This is a genomic window from Luteococcus sp. H91, assembly GCF_038433135.1.
GTDB lineage: Bacteria > Actinomycetota > Actinomycetes > Propionibacteriales > Propionibacteriaceae > Luteococcus.
This window is the reverse complement of record NZ_JBCDMV010000019.1, coordinates 1-20,265: the sequence shown is the minus strand read 5'-3', so window position 1 is coordinate 20,265 and position 20,265 is coordinate 1. Positions and strand designations below refer to the sequence as shown.

The window sequence follows — 20,265 nt, the reverse complement described above, 5'->3', positions numbered from 1 at the left end:
AAGCGCGGGGACCGTGGTGACACGACCACCATGGGCGTGGTGACGCGACCACGATGGGCGTGGTGACGCGACCACGATGGCCGAGCCTGTCGAGGCCCCCCTCGACAGGCTCGGATCCCAGATCAGCGGTTCTCGGGGAGCTGGCTGTAGCCGTTCATCACGGCGGCGAGCCGGGTGGCGCGCTCGCTGGCGAAGACGTCCTCCAGGTCCATCGGCGCGCCGTCGGGGCCGGAGAGCGGCACCCGCCAGTTGGGGTACTCGTCGATGGTGCCCGGCTGGTTCTGGGTGCGGCGATCCCCCACCGCATCCACCAGCGCGGCGTTGAGCACCTTCGACGGCGTCCAGGTGAGCATCCGGTGCATCGCCAGCACGATCTGCTCCACGTCGCGTCCCTCGTAGTCGTACTGGGACAGGGCGCCGCGATTGCGCAGGGCCTCGATCATCGCCTGCTGCTCGGCGCGGCCGTGTTCGAGCTCACTCTCCAGGCTCTCGGTGAGCATCCCCAGCTTGTCGCGCAGCCGGATGTGGTCACCCGCCAGGTAGCCCGAAGTGGGCGGCAGGTCATGCGTCGTCACCGAACTCATGGCGTATTCACGCCAGTGCTCCGGGGGCAGCGGGTGACCGTCGTCGCCCTGCTCGAACCACATCACCGACGTGCCCAGGATGCCGCGACGGCTCAGGTATTCCCGCACCCATGGCTGGACGGTGCCCAGGTCCTCACCGATCACCAGCGCCTGCGCGCGGTGCGCCTCCAGCGCCAGGATGCCGATCAGGGCGTCGTGGTCATAGCGGACGTAGGTGCCCTCCTTGGCGGTCTTGCCCTGCGGCACCCACCACAGCCGGAAGAGGCCGATGATGTGGTCCACCCGCAGGCCGCCGGCATGCCGCAGCACGTTCTGCACCATCTGGCGAAAGGGGGCGTAGGCAAGGTCGGCCAGCCGGTCGGGGCGCCACGGCGGCTGGCCCCAGTCCTGGCCCAGCTGGCTGTAGGCATCCGGCGGCGCCCCGACGGTGCAGCCCTGGGCGAAGACATCGGAGAGCATCCAGGTCTCGGCACCGGCGGCGTTCACGCCCACCGCCAGGTCGCTGACGATGCCGATCGGCATGCCGGCGTCGCGGGCGTCGCGCTGGGTGCTGGAGAGCTGGTTCTCCGCGATCCACTGCAGCCACTTGTAGAAGCGGATCCGGGGCTCGTTGGCGCGGTAGAACTCGGCCACCTGCGGCGAGGTGGGGCGCTGCAACTCGGCCGGCCAGGTACGCCAGTCGGGTCCGTGCACCTCGTACAGGGCGCACCAGGTGGCGAAGTCGCGCAGCTGGCGGCCCTCGCGGCGGATGAAGTCGTTGAAGGCCATCTCCCGCGCGGGGCGGCGGCCGGTGGCGAAGATCAACCGCAGCGCCTCGGCCTTGTTCTGCCAGGACTGGTTGCGCCGGATCTCGTCGACGCCCTGCAGCTCCTGCAACAGCTCGTCGCGCAGTACGGCAATCTGGCGCCGGTCGGCATCCGACAGCGTCGCGTACTCCTCGATCGCCTCCGGGCGGATGTAGAGCGGGTTGACGTACATCCGGCTGGTCGGCAGGTAGGGCGACGGCTCCAGCGGCGGCATCGGCTGGGCCGCGTGCAGCGGGTTGACCAGCACATAGCCGGCGAACTGCTGGGTGGCCGACCAGACGCACAGGTCGGAGAGGTCCATCAGGTCGCCCACGCCCCAGGACTCCTTGGAGCGCACGCTGTACAGCTGGGTCGCGTAGCCCCAGATCCGCCGGTTGTTCATGCTGACGGGCAGGCCCAGGAAGCTGGGGGTGATGATCAGGCTGGATTCCACCTCGACGTCCTGGCTGCGCAGCACCAGCCGGTGGTAGCCCAGTGGCAGGTCGGCGGGCAGCTGGAAGGTGGCCTCACCGATCCAGTTGCCGTCCACCTCACGATCGGGCGCGTCATTGGTGGACTGCCAGGTGTCGCGGGTCTCGCCATTCTCCAGCCGGATGTAGAGGGTGGCGTCGGCCCCGGAGTTGACGTGCACATTGACCCAGCCGGGCTGGCCCTGCTCCAGCACCACGCACGGGGGGAGCTTGCGCCGCCACGGCCGCATTCGCAACTCGTCGATGGCGGCCTGCGCCTTCTCCGGGGTGGACGCGTCGATCTCCAAGCTCTTGAGCACGGCGATCACCGTCTCGTCGCTGATCTGGGTCTGGCGGCCCTTCCAGTCCCAGAATTCGGAAGCGATGCCGAAGTGGTCAGCAAGTTCCGCGAGGAGCGGGTCGTTCAGTGCCATCGTTGGTCCAGTTCGTCGAGCTGCCGAGGTCTGTGCCAGCCTAGCGGCCCGGGTGGGTGATTCAGCCCCGTGTTTGCCGTGCGACACCCGGTTCGCCCAGAGGAAAAAGTGGGCGTTCGTCATCCCGGGCGACGACGAGGGTTCCCGCGACCAGATCCGCCAGGCTGCGACGCTGGGAATCGGCCAGCGGCCACAGCACGCAGACCAGCCAACCCAGGCAGGTGGGTGCCAGGATGCGCAGCACCAGGCTGCGGCGCAGCGCCCGGTGCCAGACCAGGCCGTGGCCGGTGGCGGTCTGCGGATCCTCCGCTGCGGCCACCACGCGCAGACCGACGCGCCGGTGACCGATCGTCGCGCCCTGCCAGACCAGACAGAGCAGGTCATAGCCGACCCGCAGGATGATCCCCGGGATGGCCGTGAGCAGCCAGAGCTGGACCAGGCCGTAGTCCCACCACAGGACGGGGCCGGGCAGCCGACCGCCGTCGGTGAGGATCGAGACCCGCAGGATGCCGACCACTTCGTTGATGAAGGGGGTGTGCCAGCGTTCCAGCAGGAAGAGCGAGGCCAGCCAGAGCAGGCCGGCGTCCATCAGGTAGCCCCGGGCGCGTTCCCACCAGCCGGCCAGCCGCCACGACGCGGCCCGATCGGCCCAGCCGGTGACGTATCCGCTCCAGGTGGCGCCGTCCCACCAGCGCAACGGTGCCTGGCCGGTGGGATCGGCATACCAGCCGGCGACGGGGGTGGTCACCGGCCGCGGACCACCTGGGTGCGGGCCATCAGGTCATGCAGCGCCTGACGACGCTGCGTCCACAGCGGCATCAGGAAGCTGATCAGCGCAAAGATCCAGATCTGGTTGAGCAGGGTGAAGGACAACGACCGCACCACCGCCGGGCCCCAGCCGAGCTGGCGCGGCGCCCGGCCCTGGTCCACCGGCACCACCCGGATGCCGAGCAGCAGCTGACCAAGGGTGGCACCGAGGAATTTCCACATCAGCAGCAGGTAGCAGACCAGCACCGCCGCGCTGATCGCCTGGAGCTCGGACGTGCCGGCGGTCAGGTTGTAGCGGGAAATCAGGTCGTCGGGATTGCTCTGGGTGCCAGCCCGCGCCTGGGCCAGCACCTCATTCCACATGCCGCCCCAGTTCTCCCGGATCTGGCTGAAGAAGTTCCAGCCCAGCATCACGGTGACGGCCGAGATCAGCAGGCTGTCCAGGATCCAGGCCAACGCGCGACTCCACCAGCCGGCCAGGCGCACCCCGTCGGCTGTGCTGTCCCGCTTGCCCATCGTCGACGTGTAGGGCCCGGCCGGCTGTCCCGGAGCGGGAACACCGCCCTGGTAGGGGCCGTAACCAGCATTCTGCGGACCCCACGGGCCCTGACCGGGCTGCCCGGGCTGACCGAACTGGCCGGGATGGGTGGGCTGACCGGGATGGGTGGGCGCGGCCCCCGGGGCCGCGGCGGCCCAGGGATCCTGCGTCGGGGCCTGCGGGGTGGGCAGATTGCTCAGCGGACGGGTGTTGTGGGTCCAGCGCTCACCGTCCCAGTAGCGCTCGCGTGCGGGATCGGCCGGATCCGGGTACCAGTCCATGGGTGGGTTGTTCGTGGTCACCACCCCAATATCTCATGCAGGCCAAGCGGCGTACCGTTTCACTGCCGCAGCGGACGCGACAGCTCTCGCGCCCCGGCCCACGCCGACCTTCCGTCGTGGTCAGGAGGCCGACGCGTTGCGCACCGGGCCGATCCGACGAGCCGCCAGGATGCCGAACAGACTGCAAAGGCCGGTGGCGACGAAGACCCAGCCGAAGGTGTGGTTGCCGGGCGCGCTGGCGTGCAGGCTGTGGAAGATGGTGCCGGCCACCGCCCCGATCAGGGAGTTGCCCAGCCCCTCCGCGGTCTGCAGCGACGAGGTGTTGCGACCCAGCTGGGCCGGTTCGGAGAGCGCCATCACGGCCAGCGATCCGCTGGCGATGGCCAGGCCCATCCCGAAGCCGCCGACCGTCCAGCCGACCGCAGCCAACGGCAGGGTGCCGCGGGGATGCCAGGCGGAGATGGCCAGGGCCACGATCCCGAAGGCGCTGCAGGCCAGACCCAGCTGGATGATCTGGTCGCGTCGCAGCCGAAACCAGGGGCGGGACTGGATCCAGGAGCCCAGCGTCCAGCCCAGTGAACCGATGGTCAGCGCCAGACCGGCCTTGAACAGCGACATGCCGCGCTGCTCCACCAGGCTGAGCGGCAGGAAGGCCTCGGTGGCAAAGAAGGCACCCGCCTGGCACGCCCGGGCCCAGACGACGGCGCTCAGCCCGTGGCCCATCCGCAGGAAGTGCGGCGGCATCAGCGGCGGAACGGCAACGAACAGCGTCACCAGCGCGAGTGCTCCCAGCGCCGCCCCGCGCCAGTCCAGCAGTTGGCCGGCCGCCTGCAGCCCGGCCACAGCCAGCGCCGCCAGCCCGGCCGCCCACAGCGGCACCGGCCGGGCATCCTCGGGCGGATGCGGCCGGTGCGCAGCCTGTAGTTGCAGCAGGGGCCTGGCCGCCAGCACGGTCGCGGCCAGAATCAGCGGGATCAGGCACCAGAAGACCCAGTGCCAACCCCAGCGATGGGTGATGGCGGCCGAGATCGGCGGCCCGAGGAAGGCGGGCATTACCCAGCAGACGCTGAAGGCAGTCATCATCGACGCGCGTTCCCGCTCATCGAAGGTATGCGCCACCACCACCATCAGGCACAGGTTCATCGCGCCGCCGCCCACACCCTGCAGGAAACGCGCGGCCACCAGCACCAGCATGGATTCGGCGGCACCGGCCGCCAACAGCCCGGCCACGAACAGCGCAGTGCCGATGGCCAGGGGTTTCACCGGGCCCACCCGGTCCGCCAGTCGCCCGGCCAGCGCGGTGGAGAAGACCATGCCCAGCACGAACAGGGTGAAGGCCCACGCGTAGAGCCCTAGGTTGCCCAGTTCCTTGGCGGCCTGCGGCATCGCCGTCGCCACCGCCACTGTCTCGAAGGCGACGCCAACCACGCCGGCCAGCAGACCGACGGTGAGGGCACGTCGGCCCTGCACCGGGGTGGCGGATTCGACGTCTGGCTGGGTCACCCGGCCATCCCACCAGAGTTCTGGCCCCACGGACAACCGAGATTGGGGCGACGGCTTCCCGCCCGGCCCAGCGGCACACTCCACCATCGAGGTCACGGTGCGCCGAGGGGTCGCCGTGCGGAGGTCACGGGTGGTGCAAGGGTGGGCTCCGACGGCAACCCGTCGCGACGTCGGGAACGGGTGAGCGGTGGGAGCCTGCCACGGTTCCCTACACTGGAACGCATGAGTCAACAGCTGGCACCCGGTTCCCAGACGGTCATCGACGAGCGCACCCAGGACATGGAGGCGGGCGACCAGGAGCGCTTCAGCCACTACGTCCCGAAGGCGAAGCTGACCGAGGCGATGGTGATGGGCACGCCCGTCGTCGCGCTGTGCGGCAAGGTGTGGGTGCCCAGCCGCAATCCGGAGAAGTTCCCGGTCTGCCCGGAGTGCAAGGAGATCTGGGAAAGCCTCAATGACAAGGGCGGACCCAAGGATCCCGACGCCTGATCCACGGCGGGGCCGCTCAGCTCGTGGCCGGCACCAGCTGGGCCCAGCCGTCGACCGACTTCGCGTCGCCGCGGACACTGAGCCGGACGCTCTGCCCCGCCGCCTGGGGGTGGGCGGCCTGTTCCACACTGCTCGGACAGCGCAGCACGACGCCCTCCACTCGGTCACCGGTGGCCTGCTCGACGGTCATGGTCCCCTTGCCGGTGCAGTTGGCACGCAGCACATGACGCCCGTCCTGGCGCGGTGTCCAGCTGCCGGTGGCATGACCATAGGTGTGCACCGTCAGCACGGCGTCGCGGTGCTCCACCAACGGCTCAGGAGCATGCAAGCAGCCGGTGCACAGGATCAGGGCTGGGGCCAGGGCCAGCAACGGCAGCAGCACACGTCGTGTCGTCATGACCCGAGCGTAGAACTCCGCGATGCCCAGAGGATCGGCCCGTGGTCTCTTTCAGGCGGCCCGCGGCAGCAGCCTCACCAGACCGGCAGACCCCTGGGCCGCGACGGCAGCGCCATCCCCTTCGGATGGATCACGTAGGTGAGGCCGCCGGTGCGCCCCCAGGCCGATTCGAACTGGGCCCGGTTGTAGGTGCGGGGCACCAGCCGATTGCTGGCCTTCATTCCCGACGCCGGGTCGTTGACCAGCACATTGCCGGACTCGTCGAAGCCCCGGATCACCATCAGGTGGCCATTGGTGCCGAACCCGGCGCCGGTCAGCTGGCTGCGGCTGAAGCTGGTGGAGACCACCAGCGGGATGCCGGCCCGGATGAAGCGCTCGGCCTCGTTCAGGCTGCGCAGCCGGGTAACGAAGCCCTGCAGCCCGCGGGCCGAGGCATAGGCGACGTTGAAGGGCCAGTTGCCGGTGCCGCGGTAGCCGGCATCCCACACGCCGCGCACCACCTGCTCCACCTGCGGATCGGTGTGCGGCCGGGGACGCACCCAGGCCGTTTCGGCCGGGCTGGCGCCCGCCTTCCAGTAGTCCAGGATCATCGCCAGGCAGGTGGCGGAGCACCACGCCTCTCCCCCGCCATTCCAGGCCGGGTAGTGCCCCATGTGCAGCATCTGGCTGTAGGCGGGCACCGTCAGGGCGCGCCCACGCGCGACGCCGACCGGGCTGACCGGGGTGCTGGTCTGCTTGCCCGTCGAGCACAGCACGCAGAACTGGGAGACGATCGGCATGGCGGTGGTGCCCGTGGTGCGCAGCAACTCCAGCCGGGCCTGGTAGTGGCTGAAGGTGACGCCGCTCTGGGCCACCAGGGTGTCGGTGGCGACGCGCGCGACGGAATCGGACTGGCCATTGACGCTGGTGCGGGTGGGGGCGATGGCGCTGGCGCTGGCAGAACCCCACAGCCCCAGGGTGAACCAGCCTGACCACCGTCCGGAGCTGCTGCGGGCCCGCAGCTGGATCCGCACCGCGCTGCCCTCCTGGGTGCTGGCATTCCACGACGGGATGATCTCCTTGGCCGCCAGCTGGGTGGCCACCACCGGGCTGGTCCAGGTGGCGACGCCCTGGCTGAGGGTGCGGCCGGTGTGCGGATCCCGGTAGCTGCGGCTGCCTCGGGCAGAACTCAGGTAGAGGCCCTTGCTGGAGACCTTGGTGCCCCAGTGGGTGCCCGCCTTGTAGCCGCTGCCGCTCCACCGGGTGATCCGGGCATTGCGGGTGGCGGCGGCCTGAGCCTCGGGGGCCAGCAGCCCGGTGCCCAGCAGGGCAACAGGCGCCACGCTGATCAGGCTGCGACGGGTGAACGAGGGCAGGACGGGTGCGGTCTGGTCGGCCATGCCCAGAGTCAACCATGACGCTCTGCATAGATCCAAGTGTCCAGATGAACACTTGGCGCATGTCGGTGGACCTCCCGGCGTCGGCTCAGGCCGTGGCGGCCAGGTGCCGCAGCGCCAGCTCGTAGCCGCACAGCCCCAGGCCGGCGATCACACCCTCCGCATACGGCGTCACGACGGAGTGCCGCCGGAAGTCCTCCCGGGCGTGCACATTGGTGATGTGCAGCTCGATCACCCGCGGCACCTGCACCACGGCGTCGGCCAGCGCGATGGAATAGTGCGTCCAGGCGGCCGGGTTCAGCACGACGGGGGTCTTGGCCTCGGCCGCGTCGTGCAGCCAGCCGATCATCTCCGCCTCCGCATCGGTCTGGCGGACCTCCACCTCCAGGCCCAGCTCCTGGCCGACCAGCACCAGCCGCTGGGCCAGCTGCTCGTGGGTGGTGGAGCCGTAGACCTCCGGCTGGCGCTTGCCCAGCCGGCCCAGGTTGACCCCGTTCAGCACCAGAACCTTCATCGCTCATCCCCTTTCGTCGTCGGCCAGGCCGAGCGCCAGGTAGCTGGCGGCATAGCGGCCCCGTTGCAGCAGTTCCACATAGCGATCCAGGCCGGACAAGGCATCATCGGTGTCCGACGCGATCTCGCAGACCCGCACGCCCCGCCGTTCGGCGAGGCTTGTCAGCTCGCCGCGTTGGCGGCGGATCCGCTCGTCCTGGTTGCCGTCGTCGATGACCACCAGCACGCAGGGCAGCGCCGCCGCGTCCTCGTCGAAGGGGTCCAGGAAGGGATCACGCGGGGTGCAGGCCTCCAGCACCGGTAACAGGGCGGTGGCGTCGGCGGACAGGGCGGGGCGGCCGCTGGCCCGGCGCAGCGCCTCCGCGATCCGCCGGGCGGCCCGGGCGGCCAGCACCGACCCGCCCCAGACCAGCGGCTGTGCCTCGGCCAGTGCGACGGCCAGGTCCTTGGCCGGGTTCTGTGCCAGATCCCGGTGCGGCGAGCACTCCTGGGCAACCAGATCAGCCTGCCGAGCGACCCGCTCATGGCTGACCGCCGGCCCCAGGCCCAGCTCGTGCAGCACCTCCAGGGTGACCACGACGGTGGCCAGCGGATCGCTGTGGCCGGTGGGCAGCACCAGGGTGCTTCGGGAGGCGGCCTGCTCAGCGATCGGGGAATCCGGGTTGGCGGCCACCAGCAGCGAGGCCCCGCGACGCACCGCCTCGGCGACGGCGCTCATCAGGTCGGGTTCGCTTCCCTCGCTGGCCAGCACCACCACCAGGTCCAGCGGGCCCACCCAACCGGGCAGTCCACCCGTCGGCCAGGCGACGAAGGGCACCGGGCAGACCGGCTCCAGCATGGCGCGCACCAGCCGGGCCTCGGCGCCCAACGCGATCACGCCCCGCGGCCGCTCCTGCAACAGGCTGCCCGCGGCGGGGTGGACGGCGTCGCCCAGCACCCGGACCCGGGCCCCGGCGGAGGCCAGCTGGCGCAATTGGTCATCGATGGCCTGCAGGGCCACCGGATCGTCCAGGCTGCTGTCGTCAAAAGCGGGGAGCGCCACGGGTCACTTCGCCTCGGGTCGCCGGGCCTCGTCGATCAGCAGCACCGGGATCCCGTCGCGCACCGGGAAGGCCAGCGCACAGGCATTGTTGGTGCACTCCAGCTCGTGCCGGTCGTAGTCGACGGCGAACTTGCTGTGGCAGGCCGGGCAGGCGGCGATCTCCAGGAAGGTCGGCGACAGTTCCATCTGGTCGGGCATCGGTTCTCCCACGGTGAGGTGTGCCCGCGTGTCGGGCCAGCGGAGCCAGTCTAGTCAAACAGCCCCAACGTCCGGCCGGTCACCGACGTTCGGCGTCACCGATCACCCGCAGGTGCCGTTTCTCCGCCAGCACCACGATCCGGGCATCCTCGGCGCCAGCGACCGACGGCTGCACGACGGGGATCTCCTCCGGCAGCGTGCCCACCTCGCGGACCGCATTGGCCAGGGCCAGCAGGTCGTCGTCGGGCACGGGCGGCGGGGTCTGGGCCATCCCGGGCAGCCGGATCACCTCCCAGCCACGCGGGGCGGAGAGGTTGTCGCAGTGCTGCGCGCACAGATCATAGGAGCCGGGCACACGCTCGGGCGACAGCGGGCCCAGCACGGCGGTGGAATCGGCGTACACATAGGTGAGGGTGGCAACAGCCGCACTACCGCAACCGGTCTTCGTACAGCGTCTCAGGGCCACCGGGCGAGGGTACTACAGTGGCGCCATGCCTCGCCGACGTGACCGCCATGACCGGGGCCTTCGCGGGCCGATCGCACTGCCCAATGCCCTGACCGGCAAGCAGGTTCCGTTGCGACGTGGGCTGAGCCGGCAGGAGTTCTTCCACGGCTGCGTCACCGAGGGACTGGCCCGGATCGCCAGCACCTATCCCGGTGGGCTGGACGGGGTGGACGTCGGCGTAGAGGAGGTGCCCTACCTGGCGACGATGTGGAGCGGTGACCGGGTGCCGCTGGCGGTCTGCGTCGAGGCCACCAGCCTGCGCCCCGCCCAGATCGTGATCTACCGACGCCCATTGGAGCACCGGGCCCAGTCCCGCGCCGAACTGCGCGAGCTGGTGCACCGCACCCTGGTGGAGCAGCTGGCCGCCCTCACCGCCCAGCATGTGCGCGACATCGACCCGTCCCTGGACGAGGACTGACTCAGCGCAGTCCCGGATCCTGTTCCAGCCTGGGCACGGCCTGCACCCGACCGTCATCCTGGCTGGCGATGATGGACAGCCCTGGGCTGCTCACCACCGCACCGGCCGCCACCCCGCTGGTGAAACTCACCAACCCGGCCTGGGCGACGTCGATGCTGACCACGCCCCCCGCGGGCACCGTCCAGTCACGGCTCCCTCCGCCGGGCTGGGTGACGCTGACCTGCCGGTCGGTGGCCTCCGGATTGGTGAACAACACGCTGCCCGCGGCGGGCAGCAGGAGGGTGCTCCGGCCCGAACTCGGGGCTTGGGCTGGGGTGAAGGCAAGATCCTTGCCGGAGCTGGCCCACAGCGTGGCGGCCACGGGCTGGTCGGAGCTCAGGCTGAGCGAACCGGCCTCCCCGGCGAAGGAGCGGCTGACGTCGACCAGGGTGGTGGTTCCCGGCTCCAGCACGGTCTCGGCGGCTCCCGACGGATCGAAGGCGCCCCGCCTGCTGTGCGCCACCATCCGCACCGTGGTCCGCTGGTCCGAGGGGTTGGTGAGCAGGACGGAGCTGGTGCTGCCCATCGGAACGGTCGGGATCACCGCGCTGTTCTCGGGAGCTGTGGCCGGCACATAGTCGGCGCCGACACCGTCGTCGACCAATGCCCAGGCCGCCACCCGTCCCTGGGAGGCGACGATCCGCGCCCCGACGGGTTTGCCCGCGGGGGCCTGGACGGAGACCGGCACCAGGGCCTGGCGGCCGGCGGGGACGGTGATCCCGGAGGTGCCGATCGCCTGCAGCGGCCCCTCGGTGCCGTACAGGGTGATGTCCACCTCGGCGTCGACGGTGCCGGGGTTGACCAGCAGCAGTTTGGTCTTGGCCGGATTGGCCAGCTGCACCATCTGGTCGGCGGTGCCGGGCTGGCAGGCGCCCCACCAGCTGACGCTGGGACGCGGCAGGCCGCTCAGCCACACCCCGCCGGTGGCCTGGTGCGCCCCGGCTGGCAGAACCCGGGCCGGGGACGCCGGGTCGCTACCGGCCAAGCGGGAGGCGACTTCGTCACGGCCGGACGAATTGTCCAGCAGCCGCGCGGTGGACTCCCCCAGCGGGGCGCTCGGGCAGGCCAGGGCGCGGGTCACCTCCATCGCGACGGCGCCGGTGGTGTCCGGGCCGGCCAGCAACGACGGTGCGACCAGGCCGGCCACGCTGAGGACGGCAGCTGACAGCAGGACCCCGCCTGCGGGCAGCACGTCGCGTGCGGTGATCATCGTCGGCCTCCTGAGCGGTGCTGGGGGCGGTACGCGCCGCCTCCGCGGCCGGCCGCGGCCCGACGAGGGCCCTGGTCCCCGGCCGAGGACGGAGCGGCCAGCACCAGCAGCAGGCCGGCGGTCAGCGCCAACGCCGCCGCGGGCCACCAACGGCGTGGCCCGAGCCATTCGCTGTCGGGGGTGCGGCTGACCAGCCCGGTCACGGTCCAACTGGTCGCATCGCCCCGGTTCTCGGCCGGGCCAAGACCCGGGCTGTCGGAGATCGCCGCCACGACGTCTGGCCGCGCTTTGCGCAGCCACAGATGGCCGATCCCCAACTGCCGGGCCCGCTCGGCCAAGGTGTCCGAGCTCTCCCCTGCCGCCATGGTGGCGACCATTTCCCGCACCAGCGTGCGCTGCGCGGCGTCGGGCACGACGGCATGTTCGGCCGTGCCCCAGCGCGGCTGGTCCGCGGCCGTGACCGACCAGCGAACCGGTTGGGGCCCGACGTCCACCAGCAGCGCCCGGGTGGCGCGATTGGTGTGCTGCACTGCGGTGATGTTGGCGGGCAGCGCGCTGCGGCTGCGGTGGGTCGGCGCCCCGGCACCAACCAGCCACCAGCCGGCCTGCGCCGCCAGCAACACCAGCAGGATGATCGCCACCGGATGCCGCAGGCTCGAAACGCCGGCCAGGGCAAACTGCACCAGGCAGAGCAGTAGCAGGGTGGCCAGCAGCAGCCAGACCTTTGCGTCGAGCAGCACGGTGGCGGCATCGAGCGGCACCTCCACCTGGCCGAGGGCCAGCCCGAGGAACCAGCACAGCCCGGCAGCGGCGGCCAGCCAGAGCCGCTCACCCACGCGTCGGCCCACCACGCCCCAGCTGGCCAGGGCCCACAGCAGCACGGCGACGGGAATGAAGACCCACCACGGGGTATTGCCCCAGGGTGGCTCACCGGGCCAGGGCAGCGGGCCGGTCAGCAGCGGATCGGTGGAGGTCAGCCACCGGCCGGGCTGCTGCATCAGCCGGTGTCCCCAGGGGGCGAGCAGCGCCAGGGGCCCCAGCAGCGCGATCGAGACCCCGCGCAAATCGACCCTGCGGCGTCCGGTGGCCGCCGCCAGGGCCGCAATGCTGGCGGCGAACCACAGCGCCGGCACCGCCAGGGCGGCGATCCCGGCCCACAGGGCGAAGCGGGCGGGTGCCCGGAGCGCGTCCGGACCGGTTTCGGTCTGCCGACGCCAGTCCACCCAGGCACAGGCGGCCAGCGGTGCGACGATCGCCACCAGCAGGGTGCCGGCCGATCCGCTGCCGGTGATCCCCAGCAACGGTTGCGCCAGGCCCCACGCCAGAGCCAGCAGCAGTCGCCGCCACGGCGGCCCGGGCGGCGACAGCCGACGCCACAGCGGCAGGCTGGCCGCCGTGGCCAGCGGCACGGCCAGCAGGTGGCCGAGCACCGCGAACCAGTCGGGCCGGCCCAGCGTCAGGGTCGAGCCCAGGGCCCCGATCGCCAGCCACGGGGCATTGGCCCACTGTCCGTGCGGGGCACGCAGCCACGCGTCCCACGCCCCGCTCAGGGTCTCCGGGGCGGGTGCCAGGGCGGGCCCGGCCAGTTGTCCCAGGCCGAACAGGCGTCGTCCGGCCACCAGGCAGAGCAGCACCAGGGCCGCCATCGCAACCGGGATCAGCACCGGCCGCCGGCGGGTGTGGATGTCGACGCTGTCACTGGTCAGCTCGTCGATAGATGTGTCGTCTCCCCAGGTGGGAAGCAGCCGGTCGGAGGCCCAGCCGGCGAACTGGTCTGCCCGCAGCCGCAGCATTCGGCTGCGGTGCGGGCGCAGCGCGGTGACGTCCCGACTGCCCGGGGCGGAACGCAGCTGGTCGCGCAGGGCGCGGGTGGCGCTGCCGGAGGCCAGCAGGTCACGACCGCTGCCCAGCGCGTCGGCGGCCTCCCGTGGGGCCTTGCCGAAGAGGTGGCCGATGGCCACCAGCAGGCTCAGCAGCGCCAGCCGGAGGCTCGCGAGGGCGGGACTCTTGGCGTGCGCGGCCACCAGGCGCATACCCAGCAGTCGATCGGTTCGGGCCGGGTTGGCCGTGAGGGCCGCGTCGCGCTGCCAGTTGCGGCCCGCCCGTCGATGATGGATGGCGGCGCTGGGGCAGGTGACCACCCGCAACCCGGCGCGTTGTGCCCGCCACCCAAGATCCACCCCGTCGCGGAAGAGTGGCAGCTCGGGGCTCATCCCGCCCAGCCGCCGCCAGGCGTCGCGGCTGACCAGCAGGCCGGCGCTGGAGGCCCCCAAGACCTCGGTACTGGCCAGCTGGTCCTGGTCGATGTCCCCGGGCTCGACGCTGAGCACCCGATCCCCGGTGCGGGAGATGGTCTGCCCCAGTTCGCTGAGCCGGTTCGGGTGGTTGCGGCGTCGCGGTTCCAGCAGCTTGGGGACGACGATGGCGACGGGTTCGCCCTGCTCTGCCCGCTCGTTGGCCAGCCGGAGCAGCTGGGTCAGGGCATCCGCCCTCGGTTCGACGTCGTCGTGCAGGAGCCACAGCCACAGGGTCTGGTCATCGGCCCGGGACTCCACCCGGGCGACGGCGGCGCCCAGACCATCGTTCGCGGAACCGGTCAGCACCTCGTCCAGCTGCCCGGCCGCCAGCGCGTCTGCCAGCAGACCACCGGAGGCGTCGGTGGATCCATTGTCGACGGCGACCAACCGGGGGCGGGCATCCAGCCGGTCGAGCGAGGTGAGGCTGCGCTCCAGCCACGGTTCGGCATTGTGCACCACCAGGATCGCCGTCACGCTGGTCGGGTCAACCGCTCGGGGGGCGGTTGCGTCCGACTCGTGCGCCCAGGCCCAATCCTGCGCCGGATCAGGGGTCATGGGCTCAGGCGCGTCGCTTGAGCTTGCGTCGTTCTCGCTCGCTGAGCCCGCCCCAGATGCCGAAGCGCTCGTCATTGCCCAGGGCGTACTCAAGGCATTCGGCCTTCACCTCGCAGGTCTGGCAGACCTTCTTGGCCTCCCGGGTGGAGCCGCCCTTCTCCGGGAAGAAGGCCTCCGGATCGGTCTGGGCGCACAGGGCGCGCTCCTGCCAACCGAGAAGTCCGTCCTCGACGTCGGCGATCAGTGTCAGCAGCTCAGCCATTGCCTCAAGTCCTCTCGGCCGCACCATGCTCATCGGGCAGCCGACGGCGGCCCAACAGTCGTCGAGGGGTCGCTCTGCTGCGTCCCCCCGCGGTTAATTACATGCGTGTAGTTGCCATGCGTCAAGCCGATACCGGAATTTGACAAACACCTTCAGCGCGTCGAGTTGACAGCCTCCAGCCGGGGCTCAGTCGGGCCGCCGGACCGGCTCCCAGCTCACCTCGCCGGCGCGCGGCGGCTCCGAGCCGTTGCCAGCGGCGGTTTGGCCGTCGGGCAGGGCCTCGCCCGCCGCCAGGTCACCGGCCGTCGCCCACGGCCCTCGGGGCGCTTGCGGCTCCTCTGCGGCCGCCGGGGAATCTCCAGCAACCTTCCAGCCAGCCGACCCGGATCCCGGATGCCCCCAGGTGGTCGCTGCCGCCCCGCTGGCGGCATCCCCGGCCCTGGTCCAGACCGCACCCGCGGCCTGGTCCGCACGCCAGCTGGCCTGCTGACGCTCGGGCTCCGCCACCACCGCCACCTCAGTGCTGGCCTGCTGCTCGACGGCCGGCACCGGCTCGGGCGCCCGGGCGCCGGCGCGCCACAGCAGATGCGCGGCAACCGTCTTGATGGCAACCTCCAGCACCCCGCCGAGCACCTCCAGAGCGGTGACGAAGATGCTGACGTGGGTGTTGAAGACCCCCATCACCAGGAAGGCGGCCTCCAACAGCGCGGCAATCCCGATCACCACGGCGCCGGTACGCACCAGCTTTCGGCCCTTGGGCGTCACCGGGCGGACCAGGACGCAGGCCAGGGTGGCGGCCACCACCAACAACACCATCACGATGCTCAGTGAACTGCCGCCCAGCTGCCGGGCGGTCTCCGCCAGCGGCGTGTGGCGGTACACCAGGTAACCGCCGCGCACCAACGACAACAAGATGTAGAGGACGCTGATGCCCAGCACCACCTGGGCCACGGTCTCCCGGAAGCGCTTCACTGTTTCTGCCATGGTGCAAAGACTAGAGCCCGGCTGTGACAAAAGATCCGCCGCCGCTCCGCGACCGGCCGGCCCGAACACGGAACTGACCGCACCCGGCACCGACTACGGGTGCCAGATGCGGTCAGTACCTCTGTCCAACGTGCTCCGGTGGCTCAGGCGAGCTCGGGGCCCACCTGATCTGCCACCAGCGCCACCAACTCCTTGACCCGCTGCGCATCACTGATCGGCACCACCAGCGTCGCCTGTTCCGTGACGCAGACCACCATGCCGCTCAGCCCTGCCACCGCCACCACCGTGCCGGGGCGTCCGCGATTGATCAGCAGGTTGTTGCTGCAGTCCAGCGTGACGGTGACACCCTCGCGGGCATTGCCCTGCTCGTCGTGGCCCAACTGCTCGGCGAGCGCGGCGAAACCTCCCAGATCCACCCATTCGATGTTCAGCGGCACCGCGACCACATGCGCGCTGCCCTTGCCCTGGCTCACCGGCTCCATCACGGCGTAGTCCACCGAGGTCTTCTTCAGCTCGGGATAGATCTCACCCAGCTTCTCGGGGTGCTCCGCCAGCTCCAGCACGCTGGCATGGGTTTCGGGCTCCAGCAGCCGCAGTTGCTCCAGCACGGTGGCCGCCTGCCAGACGAACATCCCGGAATTCCACCAGTACTGCCCGCTGGCCAGGTACTCCTGCGCCACCTCCAGCGTGGGCTTCTCCTTGAACTCGACGATCTGGCTGGCCTGCGGAAAGTCGGCCAGCGGCTCCCCGCGCTTCAGATAGCCATAACCCGTGTGCGGGCTGTCCGGCACGACGCCGAAGGTGACCAGTGCGGTCTCGTCGGCCTCCGCGATCCGAAAGGCCTGGTCGAGCGCCTGACTGAATTCGCTCACCGGGGTGATGATCTGGTCGGCGGTCAGCACCGCCACCACGGCCTCGGCATCGCGTCGCTGCAGCACGGCCGCCGGCCAGGCCACGGCATTGAGCGAGTCCCGCCCGATCGGCTCGCCCAACAGGTTCTCTTCAGGTAGCTCCGGCAGCTGCCGGGCCACGACGTCGGTGTAGGCCGCCCCGCAGCACACCAGGATGTTGGCGTCCGGCACACTGCCCGCGACGCGTTCGTAGGCCAGCCGCAGCAGGCTCTTGCCATCAATGAGTTCCAGGAGTTGCTTCGGCTCGCCCTTGCGGGAGAGCGGCCACAACCGGGTCCCCGAACCTCCGGCCATGATCACCACATGTCTCATGCGGCGAGCCTAGCGGGCAGCGGGTTGAGCCGCCCCGTTTGCCGCGCCCGGCGCCCTTCGCCCTACGATGGCCCAATGAGCAGCCCACTCGATCCGGTCGCCGCCCTGGAAGCCCGGGTGCTGGCCGATGGCGCCCAGCCCCTGTTGACCTGCTACGACACCGCCGACGGATCGCGAGTGGAGTTCTCCGCCCGCACCTTCGCCAACTGGGTGGACAAGACGGCCAACCTGATCGGTTCGCTGGGCCTGGACGAGGGTGGGGACATCGGCCTGCCGCTGCTGCGCACCCATCCCGGCCACTGGGTCTCGCTGGTCTGGGCGATGGCCACCTGGCAGGTGGGCGGCCGGGTGCTGGCCCTGCCCCGGGACGATCTGGACCGGGTGGAGCTGGCCGTCGTCGGCCCCCAGCAGGCCCATCCCGTCCCTGGCGTCGAAACCGTGGCGTGCTCACTGCACCCGCTGGGTGCCGGCCTGGCCGCCCCGGCGCCGGGAGTCACCGACTTTGCCGAGGTGCTCAGCCAGCCGGACGTGCACTGGCGCAATGACCCCCCGGAGCTCTGGCTGGATGACGGCGAGCACCGACGCGATGGGCTGGCACTGGCCGGTGTCACCCCCAGCGCCCAGCGACGGCTGCACACCCCCAGTGGTGACGTCTGGCAGGATCTCTCGTCCCTGCTGATCGCTCCCCTGCTGGGCGGTGGATCGACGGTGGTGGTCCGGGGCGACGCCGACGCCGCAAGGCTGGCCGAGATCGCCACCGCTGAGCGAGCACTGAGCACCGAGGTGCTGGCCTCCTGAGCCAGCCTCAGCCGCGCTGGTCGGGGTCGGTTGCCCGCTCCCGCTCTTCCCGGGGCAGTCCCTTCAGGGCTCCGGCGCCCCAGGCCAGGTGCATGATGCTCAGGACCAGGGGCAACCGCGCACGCACTCCGGGCTCCAGCTCGCGGCGGATACCGCAGGAGGCGGCGCAGATCGCCAGCAGGTAGCTCGCCGGGGCGGCAAATCCCCAGCGCAGCGCCCGTGGGCCACCCACCAGCCCCAGCACGCCGGCCACACTTCCGGCGGCCATCACCAGCACCGCCGTCGGCGGAGCCAGGTAACGCGGGCTCATGGTGTCCGGGTTGCGCCGCATCACCTCGCGTCGCCACTGCCCGGTCTTGAAGAACTGCTTGGCCAGCGCCTGCACCGTGGAGCGCGGCCGGTAGGTGACCTCAAGCTCCGGCGAGAACCAGACCGTCTCGCCCCGCTTGCGCAGCCGATAGTTCAGGTCCCAGTCCTGCGCGCGCAGCAGCGACGGGTCATAACCTCCCACTGCCTGCAGGGCGTCGCGCCGGAAGACGCCCAGGAAGACCGTGTCGGCCGGCCCCTCCTTGGAGTTGGCCAGGTGGAAGCTGCCGCCACCCAGCCCGATCTTGGAGGTGTAACCCACCGCGACGGCCTTCTCGAAGGGCGTGACACCCTTGGCCGCCATCAGCCCGCCCACATTGGCCGCGCCGGTGCGCTCCAGGAGCTCCACCGCCCGATCGATGTAGCCCGGGGCCAGTTCACCATGGGCATCCACCCGGACGATCACGTCGTACTGGCTCGCGGCGATCCCCAGGTTGAGCGCATCGGGAGTGGTGCCGGACGGATTCGGCACCACGATGATCCGGGAATCCGCCGCGGCAAGCTGCTCGGCGATCTGCTCGGTGCGGTCCTGGCTGGGGCCGACGGCCAGGATGATCTCCATCGGATGATCCTGCGCCAACACCCCGGCGACCGAACTGGCCAGGTGCTTCTCCTCATTCAGCACCGGCATCACGACGCTGACCGGCCGGTGGCTCCGGCCCACCCGGCTGGGATCAGCAGGGCCGGCATCCGAGGGCAAACTGGTCATGCTCGCCATTCTTCCAGCCTCCCACGGCCAGTCGGTAGCTGGCACGCCGCGTTGCCTCAGCTGGCGCTTGGGAAGCTCTGGGTACGGTGGTTGTCATGGATCCTCGTCACGACTCCAACCGTCAGGCTGATCTGGACTGGTTGTACGGATCCGAGCGACCCAGCGTCGACCGGACCGAGATCATGGACGCCAGCGAGCTGGCGGAACTGGAGCGTCGACGCGCCATCGCGGCGAAGGCCGCGGCCGCGGCCGGAGCCCAGGCAGCGCAGAAGGCCAACCCACCGCAGGAGCCGCAGAACCCGGCCCGCGTGGTCCACCGCGAATCCGACTTCAGCCAGCCCAAGCCCAGCACCAAGCGGCCCGTCGGCCCGCAGCCCGCACCCCGGATCCCGGCGCAGCCCGCCGCGCGCCCGGCCTCGGCCCAGCCCCAGATCCCACCCCCGAAGCGGCCGGACAGGCGCCGCCCTGCGGCACGCCCACCGGCTGGCCGCAAGCCGTGGTGGAAGTGGCTGCTGCTGGCACTGGTCGCCTGGCTGGTCTGGCTGGTGGTGGTACCGCTGATCGCGCTGGGCACCGGTGGCAAGGCCCAGGAGCAGCCCGACGGCGAACGCCCCGCCGAGCAGCCCGGAACCACGACCCTCCTGGTCGGTTCCGACGCCCGGGAGAAGCTCACCCCCGAACAGCAGGCCGAGCTGGGCACCGGCACCGAGACCGGCCAGCGCACCGATACCATGATGCTGCTGTACTCCCCCCCGAAGGGTCGCCCGGTGCTGGTCAGCCTGCCCCGTGACTCCTATGTGCAGGTTCCCGGACACGGTCGCAACAAGCTCAATGCCGCCTATTCGCTGGGCGGGCCGGAACTGCTGGTGCGCACCGTGGAGCAGGACACCGGCCTGCGGGTGGACAACTACCTGGAGATCGGCTTCGACGGTTTCGCCGACGTGGTGGATTCCCTGGGCGGGATCAAGATGTGCCTGGACGCGCCGATGGTGGACAAGGACTCCCACACCAACCTGCCCGCCGGCTGCCAGAAGCTGAACGGCACCAATGCCCTGGGCTATGTGCGGATGCGCAAGGCCGACCCCACCGGCGACATCGGCCGGATGAAGCGCCAGCGGCAGATGATCGGTGCCATCGTGAAGAAATCCACCAGCCCGTGGACCTTCATCAACCCGGTGCGCTACTGGCGGCTGAACATGGCCGTCGGCGACGCGATCCGGCGCGGCGAGAAGACCGGCATGACCGATCTGGTGGGCGCGGCCAATGCGATGCGCACGGTCTCCAGCGGCAAGGGCCTCACCCTGGCGGTTCCCCTGAGCAGCACCGACGCCACCACCGCCGCTGGTTCCTCGGTGCTCTGGGACGAGGAACGGGCCGGGGCGATGTTCGCCAAGATGGCCCAGGGAGACACGTCGGATCTGGACAAGTACGCCGAGTGAGGTGACCGGGTACTACCACGGTCTTGGAGTGGGGGGGGGGGGGGGGGAGGGGAGAGAAGCACTCCATCGGCTTTCCCCGAGG

Annotated in this window: 20 protein-coding genes; 4 read left to right on the top strand and 16 right to left on the bottom strand. The window is 70.9% G+C overall.

What is annotated here, in order from left to right; all coding sequences use genetic code 11:
* Positions 1–122: 122 nt before the first annotated feature.
* From malQ to AAEX57_RS09925, 4 genes are all read right to left on the bottom strand, one after another.
* Entirely contained in the window at positions 123–2,273 is a 2,151-nt protein-coding gene (gene malQ, locus AAEX57_RS09940) for a 4-alpha-glucanotransferase (protein WP_342092418.1), read from the bottom strand.
* 61 nt (positions 2,274–2,334) lie between these two features.
* Positions 2,335–3,021: an RDD family protein gene (locus tag AAEX57_RS09935; protein ID WP_342092417.1), complete on the bottom strand. Its 687-nt coding sequence runs from the start codon at positions 3,019–3,021 to the stop codon at positions 2,335–2,337.
* Positions 3,018–3,881 carry an RDD family protein gene (locus tag AAEX57_RS09930; RefSeq protein ID WP_342092416.1) on the bottom strand — a complete coding sequence of 288 codons (864 nt, stop codon included), beginning with the start codon at positions 3,879–3,881 and terminating at the stop codon, positions 3,018–3,020. Before AAEX57_RS09930 ends, AAEX57_RS09935 begins: the two co-directional genes overlap by 4 nt.
* Positions 3,882–3,980: 99 nt before the next feature.
* Entirely contained in the window at positions 3,981–5,363 is a 1,383-nt protein-coding gene (locus tag AAEX57_RS09925; protein ID WP_342092415.1) for an MFS transporter, read from the bottom strand.
* Positions 5,364–5,585: 222 nt separating this feature from the next.
* On the opposite strand from AAEX57_RS09925, the gene AAEX57_RS09920 reads away from it, so the two are divergent.
* Entirely contained in the window at positions 5,586–5,852 is a 267-nt protein-coding gene (locus AAEX57_RS09920) for a DUF3039 domain-containing protein (RefSeq protein ID WP_342092414.1), read from the top strand.
* Positions 5,853–5,868: 16 nt separating this feature from the next.
* Here AAEX57_RS09920 and AAEX57_RS09915 read toward each other — a convergent pair whose 3' ends face one another.
* From AAEX57_RS09915 to AAEX57_RS09890, 6 genes are all read right to left on the bottom strand, one after another.
* Positions 5,869–6,249, bottom strand: a complete 381-nt coding sequence (locus tag AAEX57_RS09915; RefSeq protein ID WP_342092413.1) for a hypothetical protein — start codon at positions 6,247–6,249, stop codon at positions 5,869–5,871.
* 74 nt (positions 6,250–6,323) lie between these two features.
* The gene (locus AAEX57_RS09910; protein WP_342092412.1) at positions 6,324–7,628 is read right to left on the bottom strand and encodes a peptidase C39 family protein; all 1,305 of its coding nucleotides are present in this window, start codon (positions 7,626–7,628) and stop codon (positions 6,324–6,326) included.
* Between the two features lie 85 nt (positions 7,629–7,713).
* Positions 7,714–8,139, bottom strand: a complete 426-nt coding sequence (locus AAEX57_RS09905) for a type II 3-dehydroquinate dehydratase (protein ID WP_342092411.1) — start codon at positions 8,137–8,139, stop codon at positions 7,714–7,716.
* Between the two features lie 3 nt (positions 8,140–8,142).
* A complete protein-coding gene (locus tag AAEX57_RS09900) occupies positions 8,143–9,180 on the bottom strand; it encodes an SIS domain-containing protein (RefSeq protein WP_342092410.1) in 1,038 nt (345 codons plus the stop codon).
* Between the two features lie 3 nt (positions 9,181–9,183).
* The gene (locus tag AAEX57_RS09895; protein ID WP_342092409.1) at positions 9,184–9,378 is read right to left on the bottom strand and encodes a Trm112 family protein; all 195 of its coding nucleotides are present in this window, start codon (positions 9,376–9,378) and stop codon (positions 9,184–9,186) included.
* 79 nt (positions 9,379–9,457) lie between these two features.
* Positions 9,458–9,844, bottom strand: a complete 387-nt coding sequence (locus AAEX57_RS09890) for a DUF3499 domain-containing protein (protein ID WP_342092408.1) — start codon at positions 9,842–9,844, stop codon at positions 9,458–9,460.
* A 25-nt stretch (positions 9,845–9,869) separates the two neighbouring features.
* On the opposite strand from AAEX57_RS09890, the gene AAEX57_RS09885 reads away from it, so the two are divergent.
* Positions 9,870–10,301, top strand: a complete 432-nt coding sequence (locus AAEX57_RS09885; RefSeq protein WP_342092407.1) for a metallopeptidase family protein — start codon at positions 9,870–9,872, stop codon at positions 10,299–10,301.
* A gap of 1 nt (position 10,302) precedes the next feature.
* On the opposite strand, the gene AAEX57_RS09880 is transcribed toward AAEX57_RS09885, so the two are convergent.
* The 5 genes from AAEX57_RS09880 to AAEX57_RS09860 form a co-directional block, all read right to left on the bottom strand.
* Complete coding sequence (locus AAEX57_RS09880; RefSeq protein WP_342092406.1) at positions 10,303–11,550, bottom strand: DUF5719 family protein; 1,248 nt, start codon at positions 11,548–11,550, stop codon at positions 10,303–10,305.
* Positions 11,547–14,402 carry a glycosyltransferase family 2 protein gene (locus AAEX57_RS09875; RefSeq protein ID WP_342092405.1) on the bottom strand — a complete coding sequence of 952 codons (2,856 nt, stop codon included), beginning with the start codon at positions 14,400–14,402 and terminating at the stop codon, positions 11,547–11,549. The genes AAEX57_RS09880 and AAEX57_RS09875 overlap by 4 nt, the downstream gene beginning before the upstream one ends.
* Positions 14,403–14,406: 4 nt before the next feature.
* A complete protein-coding gene (locus AAEX57_RS09870) occupies positions 14,407–14,664 on the bottom strand; it encodes a WhiB family transcriptional regulator (RefSeq protein WP_342092404.1) in 258 nt (85 codons plus the stop codon).
* A 186-nt stretch (positions 14,665–14,850) separates the two neighbouring features.
* Entirely contained in the window at positions 14,851–15,648 is a 798-nt protein-coding gene (locus tag AAEX57_RS09865) for a hypothetical protein (RefSeq protein ID WP_342092403.1), read from the bottom strand.
* Between the two features lie 143 nt (positions 15,649–15,791).
* A complete protein-coding gene (locus tag AAEX57_RS09860; protein WP_342092402.1) occupies positions 15,792–16,871 on the bottom strand; it encodes a mannose-1-phosphate guanylyltransferase in 1,080 nt (359 codons plus the stop codon).
* A 75-nt stretch (positions 16,872–16,946) separates the two neighbouring features.
* Here AAEX57_RS09860 and AAEX57_RS09855 point away from each other — a divergent pair, with 75 nt between their 5' ends.
* On the top strand, positions 16,947–17,669 hold the full coding sequence (locus AAEX57_RS09855; RefSeq protein ID WP_342092401.1) for a TIGR03089 family protein: 723 nt from the start codon (positions 16,947–16,949) through the stop codon (positions 17,667–17,669).
* 7 nt (positions 17,670–17,676) lie between these two features.
* On the opposite strand, the gene AAEX57_RS09850 is transcribed toward AAEX57_RS09855, so the two are convergent.
* On the bottom strand, positions 17,677–18,744 hold the full coding sequence (locus AAEX57_RS09850; protein ID WP_446721144.1) for a glycosyltransferase family 2 protein: 1,068 nt from the start codon (positions 18,742–18,744) through the stop codon (positions 17,677–17,679).
* A gap of 95 nt (positions 18,745–18,839) precedes the next feature.
* Between AAEX57_RS09850 and AAEX57_RS09845 the strand changes: the two genes are divergently transcribed.
* Positions 18,840–20,183: an LCP family protein gene (locus AAEX57_RS09845; RefSeq protein WP_342092400.1), complete on the top strand. Its 1,344-nt coding sequence runs from the start codon at positions 18,840–18,842 to the stop codon at positions 20,181–20,183.
* The last annotated feature ends 82 nt before the right edge of the window (positions 20,184–20,265 follow it).

What these genes read in the sequence shown, in the direction of transcription:
- malQ (WP_342092418.1), bottom strand. Translation starts at nt 2,273, where the DNA reads ATGGCACTGAACGACCCGCTCCTCGCGGAACTTGCTGACCACTTCGGC.
- AAEX57_RS09920 (WP_342092414.1), top strand. Translation starts at nt 5,586, where the DNA reads ATGAGTCAACAGCTGGCACCCGGTTCCCAGACGGTCATCGACGAGCGC.
- AAEX57_RS09915 (WP_342092413.1), bottom strand. Translation starts at nt 6,249, where the DNA reads ATGACGACACGACGTGTGCTGCTGCCGTTGCTGGCCCTGGCCCCAGCC.
- AAEX57_RS09910 (WP_342092412.1), bottom strand. Translation starts at nt 7,628, where the DNA reads ATGGCCGACCAGACCGCACCCGTCCTGCCCTCGTTCACCCGTCGCAGC.
- AAEX57_RS09905 (WP_342092411.1), bottom strand. Translation starts at nt 8,139, where the DNA reads ATGAAGGTTCTGGTGCTGAACGGGGTCAACCTGGGCCGGCTGGGCAAG.
- AAEX57_RS09895 (WP_342092409.1), bottom strand. Translation starts at nt 9,378, where the DNA reads ATGCCCGACCAGATGGAACTGTCGCCGACCTTCCTGGAGATCGCCGCC.
- AAEX57_RS09885 (WP_342092407.1), top strand. Translation starts at nt 9,870, where the DNA reads ATGCCTCGCCGACGTGACCGCCATGACCGGGGCCTTCGCGGGCCGATC.
- AAEX57_RS09880 (WP_342092406.1), bottom strand. Translation starts at nt 11,550, where the DNA reads ATGATCACCGCACGCGACGTGCTGCCCGCAGGCGGGGTCCTGCTGTCA.
- AAEX57_RS09875 (WP_342092405.1), bottom strand. Translation starts at nt 14,402, where the DNA reads ATGACCCCTGATCCGGCGCAGGATTGGGCCTGGGCGCACGAGTCGGAC.
- AAEX57_RS09870 (WP_342092404.1), bottom strand. Translation starts at nt 14,664, where the DNA reads ATGGCTGAGCTGCTGACACTGATCGCCGACGTCGAGGACGGACTTCTC.
- AAEX57_RS09865 (WP_342092403.1), bottom strand. Translation starts at nt 15,648, where the DNA reads ATGGCAGAAACAGTGAAGCGCTTCCGGGAGACCGTGGCCCAGGTGGTG.
- AAEX57_RS09860 (WP_342092402.1), bottom strand. Translation starts at nt 16,871, where the DNA reads ATGAGACATGTGGTGATCATGGCCGGAGGTTCGGGGACCCGGTTGTGG.
- AAEX57_RS09855 (WP_342092401.1), top strand. Translation starts at nt 16,947, where the DNA reads ATGAGCAGCCCACTCGATCCGGTCGCCGCCCTGGAAGCCCGGGTGCTG.
- AAEX57_RS09850 (WP_446721144.1), bottom strand. Translation starts at nt 18,744, where the DNA reads ATGACCAGTTTGCCCTCGGATGCCGGCCCTGCTGATCCCAGCCGGGTG.
- AAEX57_RS09845 (WP_342092400.1), top strand. Translation starts at nt 18,840, where the DNA reads ATGGATCCTCGTCACGACTCCAACCGTCAGGCTGATCTGGACTGGTTG.